Raw genomic sequence first — 8,958 nt, forward strand, 5'->3', positions numbered from 1 at the left:
AACAGGGGACGGGGTATCAACATATCTGGCGTTGACTTTTAGCACGCTGTTGAGTTCTCAAAGAACGGACGCTACCTTCGCAACCCCTCACAGGGCCCCTCCGGGCGCTTCCCTCTCGGTGTTTCCAAACTCTATCAAACGAAATTCGACAGAAGTTCGGGGGTGCTTCTCCGGCGACATCCGCAATTCGGATTTCGCGACTCGAAGCGAAGGAGATACTAACCGCCGCAGCCGAACTCGTCCAGTTCGGGGCAACCGTTCGAATCTACTGCCTCGGATTGCCGAAGTCAACGGTTTTCCGGGACGGCCCGAACAGTAGCAGGTCAGCCGCCGCTCACGCACATCACGCCGCCGTGGGAACCGTGTCCGGGCGGTCGGCGGCACCGACATCGCCCGTCTCCCCCGCTCGTGCGGCACGACGTCCCAGGACATATACGTACATCAGGAACAGGAGTTCAGCGGCGACGCCGATCGTGATACGCGCCCAGGTGGGCAGTCCGGACGGCGTCACGAAGGCTTCGATGACGCCGGACACGAACAGGACCGCGGCCAGACCGATGGCCATACCGATCGCCGACCGGCCCTCCTCGGCCAGCGCGACGCGGCGGCTGCGCGGACCGGGGTCGATGACGGTCCAGCCCAGCCGCAGGCCCGTACCCGCGGCGACGAAGACAGCGGTCAACTCGAGCAGCCCGTGCGGCAGCAGCAGCCCGAGGAAGGTGTCGAGGCGGCCGGCGGACTCCATCAGTCCGATGCCGATGCCGAGGTTCAGCATGTTCTGGTAGAGCACCCACAGCACCGGGAGACCGAGCAGTGCGCCGAAGACTAGGCAGACGGCGGCCGCTTGTGCGTTGTTCGTCCAGACCTGAGCGGCGAAGGAGGCTGCCGGGTGGCTGGAGTAGTAGGCCTCGTACTGACCGCCTGGCCGGGTCAGTTCGCGCAGTTCGTCCGGGGCGGCGATCGCGGCACGGACCTCCGGGTGGCTGCCGATCCACCCGCCGATGAGAGCGGCCACGACGACCGACAGCAGCGCGGTCGGCACCCACCAGTGCCGACTGCGGTAGACGGCCGCCGGGAAGCCGGCGGCGAAGAAGCGCGCGGCGTCCCTCCAGGAAGCCTTCCGCGGCCCTGTCACCGCGCTGCGGGCGCGCGCCACCAGGGACGTGAGACGGCCCGCGAGCGCGGGGTCGGGGGCGCTCGACTGGACCTTGGAGAGGTGCGTGGCAGTGCGCTGGTAGAGCGTGACGAGTTCGTCCGCCTCCGCTCCGGTGAGGCGGCGCCGGCGGTGCAGCAGTTCGTCCAGTCGCTCCCACTCCGCCCAGTGCGCGGAGACGAAGACATCCAGGTCCATGGTCAGAGCTTGGCAGATCGCGGCAGATCGCGGCCGGCAGACGGCAGACTGGGCCACGGAGGGGACGAGCTACGAGGCAAGGAGGCACCGGTGAACGAGCTCGTAACGGGAGACGCGGTCGTACTCGGACTCCGTCCCGCACGTCTGCCGAGCCGGGCACTGGCGGTCTTCATCGACCTGCTGCTGGCCTGGACGGGCTATCTGTTGCTGTCCCTGGCACTGCTGGCGGCCACCGCTTCGCTGGACGACGCGGCGCTGGCCGCTGTCCAGGTGGCGTTGTTCCTGCTGGTGCTGGTGGGCGCGCCGATAGCGGTGGAGACGCTGAGCCGCGGACGGTCCGTGGGGAAGCTGGCGTGCGGTCTGCGGGTGGTGCGGGAGGACGGCGGTGCGATCCGTTTCCGGCACGCGCTGGTACGCGGGGCGATCGGGGTCGTCGAGATTCAGCTCTTCTTCGGCGTGCTCGCCTGCGCCGCGTCGCTGATCTCGGCCCGCGGGCGGCGCGTGGGGGACGTGTTCGCGGGGACTCTCGTCGTACGGGAGCGGGTGCCCGTGACGCGGGGAGGGTCGGTGCCGCCCGCCCCCGCTTGGCTGGCGGGACGGTTCGGGGAGCTGGATCTGTCGCGGGTGCCGGACGGACTGTGGCTCGCCGTGCGGCAGTACTTGATGCGGGCCGGGCAGCTCGACGGAGCGGTGAGCGCGTCCATGGCGGAACGGCTGGCGGGCGATCTCTCGGCTTGGACCGGCGTACCGGTGCCGGTGGGGGTGCCGGCGGCGGACTACCTGGCGGGGGTGGTTGCGGAGCGGCAGGAGCGCGAGGCCCACCGGACCTTCGGCGCCCGGTCCGGCGTTGTTCCCGGCGTTGCTCCCAGCGGTGCCCCGGGTGATGCCCCCGAAGGCAGGCGGGACGCATCGGGCGAGCAGCAGCGCGAGGACGTACAGCCGGAGCAGGTGCGGAGCGAGAGCAGGAGCACCGGGTTCGTACCGCCGTTGTGAGGTCCGCCGGGTGGCCAGGCGGCGCCGTGGCGCGAAGCAACTGACCGTACGTCTCAACTGAAGGTGGAGGGTGGGGATTCCAGCTCTTCCAGTTCGATCCCGGGGGCGGCGAGCACCACGTCGCCGGCGATGTGAACGGGGTGCTGTTCACCCGTATCGATCTCGCTGACCTGGTAATTCTCCACGGTCAGCGGTTCGTTGTCAGTGGCGTGTGCTGTGGTGTCGGTCAGTGTCCACGACTGGTCGAGCGTGCGCGGTGCGAGGACGGGGGACGTAAGGGCGACGAGCCGGATGCGGGTGCCTGGAGTGCCGGGGGCGAGGCGCAGCAGCCGGGAGGTCGCGATGAGGAACGCGGGGGACGCGCCGGTGAAGGAGTGAGCGGCGGCATTGCCCTGTTGTGCGTGCTCGCCGGCCGGATCGGTGCGGACCCAGGTGACGCCGTCCAGAGCGGCGCCGCGTACCTGCCAGTCGGCGGCGTGGAGTTCCAGGCGGACGGGGCGGCCGAGTTCGTCGAGAGTCAGGTCGACGGAGCCCGCGCGGTCGCCGGAGGGGGTGGTGAGCTGTGAGACGTAGCGCCAGCCGGAGGGGCCGGTGGCGCACTGGAAGTGTTCGTCGCCGAGGGGGGTGTGATCGTAAGGATCGTGGAGCGAGTACCGGCCGCGGGGCATGGGGCGACTCTACGTCCGGGGTACCGCGGCAAGCCGAAGGCCCCCGCCGCGGGGGCGGGGGCCTCGTGAGCGCGAGCCGGTTCGGCTCACCGTGTGGCCGTCAGCTGGACCGGCTCACGGCGGTCGGCCGTCGGACGGACGGTCCGGCGGTCAGTAGCGGTAGTGCTCCGGCTTGTACGGGCCCTCGACGGGGACACCGATGTAGTCGGCCTGGTCCTTGCGGAGCGTGGTGAGCCTCACTCCGAGAGCGTCCAGGTGCAGTCGGGCGACCTTCTCGTCCAGGTGCTTGGGCAGCACGTAGACGTCGGTCGGGTACGACTCGGGCTTGGTGAAGATCTCGATCTGCGCGATCGTCTGGTTCGCGAAGCTGTTGGACATCACGAACGACGGGTGCCCGGTGGCATTGCCCAGGTTCAGCAGGCGTCCCTCGGACAGCACGATGAGCACCTTGCCGTCCGCGAAGGTCCAGGTGTGCACCTGGGGCTTGACCTCGTCCCTGACGACGCCCTCGATGGCGGCGAGACCCGCCATGTCGATCTCGTTGTCGAAGTGGCCGATGTTCCCGACGATGGCCTGGTGCTTCATCCGGGCCATGTCCGCGGCCATGATGATGTCCTTGTTGCCCGTGGTGGTGATGAAGATGTCAGCGCTCTCCACGACGTCTTCGAGGGTCACCACCTGATAGCCGTCCATCGCGGCCTGCAGGGCACAGATCGGGTCGATCTCGGTGATCATGACGCGTGCGCCCTGACCGCGCAGCGAGTCCGCGCAGCCCTTGCCGACGTCGCCGTAGCCGAACACCACCGCGGCCTTGCCGCCGATCAGGACATCCGTCGCCCGGTTGATCCCGTCGATCAGCGAGTGCCGGCAGCCGTACTTGTTGTCGAACTTCGACTTGGTGACGGAGTCGTTGACGTTGATCGCCGGGAAGAGCAGGGAACCTTCCTTCTGCATCTCGTACAGGCGGTGCACGCCGGTGGTGGTCTCCTCCGTCACGCCGCGGATCTCCGACGCCAGCTGCGTCCACTTCTGCGGGCTCTCGCCGAGCGTGCGGTTCAGCAGCTGGAGGATCACCCGGTGCTCGTCGCTCTCAGCGGTGTCGGGAGAGGGGGCGGCACCGGCCTTCTCGTACTCAACTCCCTTGTGCACGAGGAGGGTGGCGTCGCCGCCGTCGTCGAGAATCATGTTGGGCCCGCCAGTGGCGGCGCCCGGCCAGGTCAGGGCCTGCTCCGTGCACCACCAGTACTCCTCCAGCGTCTCGCCCTTCCAGGCGAAGACCGGAATGCCCTGCGGGTTCTCCGGAGTGCCGTCCGGGCCGACGGCGATGGCCGCGGCCGCGTGGTCCTGGGTGGAGAAGATGTTGCAGGACGCCCAGCGGACCTCGGCGCCAAGGGCGGCCAAGGTCTCGATCAGGACGGCCGTCTGCACGGTCATGTGCAGCGAGCCCATGATGCGGGCGCCCGTCAAGGGCTTGTCAGCGGCGTACTCCCTGCGGATCGCCATCAGGCCGGGCATCTCGTGCTCGGCCAGGCGGATCTCCTTGCGGCCGAAAACCGCAAGCGAAAGATCCGCGACCTTGAAGTCCTGGCCGTTGGAGGTCGTCGTCATGCGAGCTGCTCTCCTCGATGTCGAGGTCATGGCTGACTGGTCTGTGCTGCGGTGCATGGGGCGTCCGTGTGCGGTGCGTGCGCGGCGTACGTATCACCGCGCATGGGCACACACTCGTCCCCTGCTCGCAGCCCAGTCCGTCGGAGGCCCTCTCTCCCTCGGTGGCCCGTTCGGTGGGCCGGCCGACCGCCATCAGCAGCGACGTCTGTGCTCTACGAATCTACACCGCCCGTCCAGTCGAACGGATCGCTGATGGCGGGTGCAAGTCGAGGGCAGGTCGATTTTCGGCCGCAGCCCTCCAAACCGGCCGCGGGGCTCCGAACCGGGTGATCTAGCTCTCGTCGGCGGGCTTGGCCGGCCGGTAGATGTCCGGCTCCAGGTAGATCGCCCGGGCGATCGGCACCGACGCCCGGATGCGGTCCTCCGCCGCGTCGATCGCCCGGGCCACGTCGGCGGCCGTGTCGTCGTGCCGCACCGACACCTTGGCTGCGACCAGCAGTTCCTCGGGGCCCAGGTGCAGGGTGCGCATGTGGATGATGCCGGTGACCGTCTCGCCGTCCACGACCGCGGCGCGGATCTTCTCCCGCTCACCCGGGTCCGCGGACTCGCCCAGCAGCAGGGACTTCGTCTCCGCGGCCAGCACGATGGCGATCACCACCAGCAGCGCGCCGATGCACAGCGTGCCCACGCCGTCCCAGACGCCGTCGCCTGTGACGAGGGCCGCCGAGACGCCGAAGAGCGCGAGGATGAGGCCGACCAGAGCACCGAGGTCCTCCAGCAGGACGATGGGCAGTTCGGGTGCCTTGGCCCGGCGTACGAACTGGCTCCAACTCAGCGAGCCGCGGACCTCGTTGGACTCCTTGATGGCCATGCGGAAGGAGAAGGTCTCCGCGATGATGGCGAAAACCAGCACGCCGACCGGCCAGTACCAGTGCTCGATCTCGTGCGGATGCTTGATCTTCTCGTAGCCCTCGTAGAGCGCGAAGGCGCCACCGATGGTGAAGAGCACGATCGAGACCAGGAAGCCGTAGATATAGCGCTCCCGGCCGTAGCCGAAGGGGTGCTCCTCGCTGGCCTGCTTCTTCGCCTTCTTCCCGCCGAGGAGCAGCAGTCCCTGGTTGCTCGAGTCGGCGAGCGAGTGCACGCTCTCCGCGAGCATCGAGGACGAGCCGCTCACCACGAATGCCACGAACTTGGCCCCGGCGATGGCCAGGTTCGCGACCAGCGCGGCGATGATCGCCTTCGATCCGCCTGATGCACTCATACGAGTCCGTCGTCCCTTTCTCCGTGGTCTCCCCTGATTCCGGGTTCCGGGATCCGCGTGGTCCCGGACCGGAGGGGGAGCCGTCCCGTCAGACAGCCACTGTGGCCCGGAAGATCGTACCGTCACCACTCGCGCCGACCTGCTCCCCCGCCCGTACGAAGGCGGACTGGCCGCGCTCCAGAGTGAGTTCACCAGGTCCGCCCGGGTCCAGGCCGCGCAGAACGACGTGTCCGTCGGTGCACAGCAGGACCTGCGGTGTACGGGCGTCCAGCGGACGGGTGGCGGCCCCCGGGGCGAGCACATGGCGGGAGAGCCGGAACTCGTCGATCGGCACCTCGTACCGCTCCTCGCCGCCGGGCCCGGCCTCCGGCCGCAGGACACCCGGGTCGCTGGGTTCGAACTTCACGACGCGCAGCAGCTCGGATACGTCCACGTGCTTGGGGGTGAGCCCACAGCGCAGCACGTTGTCGGAGTTGGCCATGATCTCGACACCGAGGCCGTCCAGGTACGCGTGCGGCACGCCGGCGCCCAGATAGAGCGCCTCACCGGGCCGCAGGCGCACGTAGTTGAGCAGCATCGCGGCGATGACACCGGGGTCGCCCGGATAGTGCGGGGCGAGGGAGGCGTACACGGCGTACGAGCGGGCGTACGGACCGGCGTTGCCCGCCCCGTCGGCGAGCCTCCGTGCCGCTTCGGCGGCCTCGGCGACCGTGCCGGCGATCTCGTCCCGGTCCGCGGTGAGCAGCGCGGTCAGTACCTCGCGCAGCGCGGCGCTCTCGGGGGTGGCCCGCAGGACGTCCACGTAGGGCTTCAGTCCGTCCACGTCCAGCATGGACAGCAGGTCCGCGGCCTCCGCGGCGCGCCGGAACCCGCACAGACCGTCGAACGGCGTGAGTGCGCAGATGAGTTCGGGTTTGTGGTTGGCGTCCTTGTAGTTGCGGTCCGCCGCGTCGAGGGGAACGCCGCGCGCTTCCTCCTCCGCGAAGCCCTGTCGCGCCTGTGCGAGGTCCGGGTGCACCTGGAGCGAGAGCGGTGCGGCCGCGGCGAGCAGCTTCAGCAGGAACGGCAGCCGCGGTCCGAAGGCGTGTACGGCCGCCGGGCCCAGTTCCCCTTCGGGGTCCGCCGCGATGACGTCGGACAGGGCCTGTGCACCGTGTCCCCGGTCGAGCCGGGACGGCGCTCCCGGGTGGGCGCCCATCCACAACTCGGCCTGCGGCTCACCGGTGGGCGGGGTGCCGAGGAAGTCGGGGAGGGTCGTCGTGGAGCCCCAGGCGTAGGGCCTGACGGTGTTGGTGAGGCGGTCCATGCGCTGGTGCTTCGCTTCCTGCCGGCGGTCGGGCGGGCCTATGATGCGCCGCCGCCGGCGAGCGCGAGGTAAACGGCGGCGAAATCGACGGTGGCGATCAGTTCTGCGGCGGTTTCCAGTGGGCTGCTGCCCTCGGCCGGCACGAGTTCGCTGAGCGGGGCGTCCTGCCCGTACGCCAGATCCCGTACGGCGACGACGGCCGAGTCCGCTGCCACCGCCGGCTCACGCAGCATGACGACCCGGGCGTGCAGCGCCTCGGGGTCCTCCACCCGGTCGCGGAAGAAGTCGTCCGGGTCGGCGCCCGCCGCGAACGCCCCCGCCAGCAGCGTGCCATGCGCCGTCATCGCCTCCGGGAGTTCCGCTGTCAGGGCGGGGATGCCGGGGAGGGCGGCGAAGGTGGTCGCGCAGTGCCGGGCCGCGGCGCCCGCGACGGCGCCCTCGCTCCACAACAGCGGGAGGGTGCCGGACAGTTCGGTCGCGAGCGTCTTGCCCGGATTGCTGTAGGTGGCGATCGCCGGGCCGCAGCGTTCGGCGACGTGGTCGAGTCGGTCCGCGAACGCCTGCAGGGCAGGCTGCCCGGCCGGGAACAGGCCGAGCCGGTCGGACAGCACGAGGAGCGGAGTGAGCAGCGCCCACAGGGTCCCAGGAGCGGCTGCCGCGGCCCGCTGCTGTGCCGCGGACGCGTCCCGCGTCGAGCTCACGACCGGTCCCGTGCCCACCGGCAACGCCAGTCCGTGGGTCTCCTCGGTCAGCGCGGTCACCGGCGCCGCCGGCGGGGAGACGGTCACGACAGAGCAACCGCGCCGGTACGCCTGCTCGATCAGTACGGTCAGTCCCGGTTCGGTCCCGTCCAGCGTCGTGACGAACAGCAGGTCGACCGGGCCGGCCCAGCCCGGCAGCGTCCAGCGCAGGGCGTCGGGAGCGGCGAGGGACCCCGTGGGGCGGAGCAGCGTGACGGTCATCGCGTCATGGGTGAACGCACCGAGCAGGTCGGCGGCACAGGCGGTGGCCGGTCCGGGGCCGGCTACGAGCACGGCACGCGGGCGGCCGTCCGGACGCAGCTCGGCCAGCCCGCTCTCGGTGGCCTGGCGGAGGGCCGTACGTACGTGGGCACCGGCTTCCGCGGCGCCACGCAACAGCCCGTGCGCGTCGGCCCGGCCGAGAGCTTCGGGAGAATCGAGGAGGGACTCGTCGAGCATCGTCCGGAGCCTCCGATCGGCTGCGGGAGGGGACCCTGCCCGCGCCGGTGTGTGAGTGGTGGTGTGCCGGGCCGGGCGGCTGTCAGGCCGGGCGCCGCGCCTCGTCCACGAGCAGGACCGGGATGCCGTCGCGGACGGGATAGGCGAGGCCGCACTCCGCGCCGCCCGTGCAGATCAACTCGTCGGCCTCCTCGCGAAGCGGCGAGTGACACGCGGGACAGGCCAGGATCTCCAGGAGACCGGCTTCGAGCGACATGGGCAACCCTTTCGAGGCAGGCGCGGCTGCTGGCCAGGGTACCGCCGGTGCCGGGGCGACTGTCGCGCGGTCGGCCGGCCGCATGAGCTCGAAGTGCTCGCGCGGCTGCCGGCGACGGCACGCGGACAGGGCCCCGGCAGGCTCGGCCGGCCCAAGGCGGGCGCTCCGGCAGGGGTTAGGCGCGCACGATGGCGAGGACTTCGTCCCGCACCGCCTCGACCGTGCCGGAGTCACGCGCCTCGACGTTCAGCCGGAGCAGCGGCTCCGTGTTGGAGGCCCGCAGGTTGAACCACCAGTCGGCGGCCGTGACCGT

At 70.4% G+C, this 8,958-nt stretch carries 9 protein-coding genes; 1 reads left to right on the forward strand and 8 read right to left on the reverse strand.

Translation table 11 applies throughout. The annotated features are described in order from the left end of the window. Positions 1-343: 343 nt before the first annotated feature. Entirely contained in the window at positions 344-1,351 is a 1,008-nt protein-coding gene (locus ACRDP3_RS08690; RefSeq protein WP_431516275.1) for a stage II sporulation protein M, read from the reverse strand. Between the two features lie 90 nt (positions 1,352-1,441). Between ACRDP3_RS08690 and ACRDP3_RS08695 the strand changes: the two genes are divergently transcribed. Further along, on the forward strand, positions 1,442-2,344 hold the full coding sequence (locus ACRDP3_RS08695) for an RDD family protein (RefSeq protein WP_431516276.1): 903 nt from the start codon (positions 1,442-1,444) through the stop codon (positions 2,342-2,344). 53 nt (positions 2,345-2,397) lie between these two features. Here ACRDP3_RS08695 and ACRDP3_RS08700 read toward each other — a convergent pair whose 3' ends face one another. The 7 genes from ACRDP3_RS08700 to ACRDP3_RS08730 form a co-directional block, all read right to left on the reverse strand. Continuing rightward, positions 2,398-3,012 carry a hypothetical protein gene (locus tag ACRDP3_RS08700; RefSeq protein ID WP_431516277.1) on the reverse strand — a complete coding sequence of 205 codons (615 nt, stop codon included), beginning with the start codon at positions 3,010-3,012 and terminating at the stop codon, positions 2,398-2,400. A gap of 150 nt (positions 3,013-3,162) precedes the next feature. Further along, on the reverse strand, positions 3,163-4,620 hold the full coding sequence (ahcY, locus tag ACRDP3_RS08705) for an adenosylhomocysteinase (protein ID WP_431516278.1): 1,458 nt from the start codon (positions 4,618-4,620) through the stop codon (positions 3,163-3,165). A 331-nt stretch (positions 4,621-4,951) separates the two neighbouring features. After that, the gene (locus tag ACRDP3_RS08710; protein ID WP_431516279.1) at positions 4,952-5,884 is read right to left on the reverse strand and encodes a cation diffusion facilitator family transporter; all 933 of its coding nucleotides are present in this window, start codon (positions 5,882-5,884) and stop codon (positions 4,952-4,954) included. Between the two features lie 88 nt (positions 5,885-5,972). Beyond that, entirely contained in the window at positions 5,973-7,190 is a 1,218-nt protein-coding gene (manA, locus tag ACRDP3_RS08715; protein ID WP_431516280.1) for a mannose-6-phosphate isomerase, class I, read from the reverse strand. A 38-nt stretch (positions 7,191-7,228) separates the two neighbouring features. Continuing rightward, positions 7,229-8,389, reverse strand: a complete 1,161-nt coding sequence (locus tag ACRDP3_RS08720) for an SIS domain-containing protein (protein WP_431516281.1) — start codon at positions 8,387-8,389, stop codon at positions 7,229-7,231. An 82-nt stretch (positions 8,390-8,471) separates the two neighbouring features. After that, positions 8,472-8,645 (reverse strand): Trm112 family protein, encoded by a 174-nt coding sequence (locus tag ACRDP3_RS08725; protein WP_431516282.1) that lies wholly within the window; start codon positions 8,643-8,645, stop codon positions 8,472-8,474. Between the two features lie 175 nt (positions 8,646-8,820). Next, positions 8,821-8,958 (reverse strand): hypothetical protein (locus tag ACRDP3_RS08730; RefSeq protein WP_431516283.1); only part of this gene is annotated, 138 nt, incomplete at its 5' end.

This window comes from Streptomyces sp., assembly GCF_050698815.1.
In the GTDB taxonomy this organism is placed as follows: Bacteria; Actinomycetota; Actinomycetes; order Streptomycetales; family Streptomycetaceae; genus Streptomyces.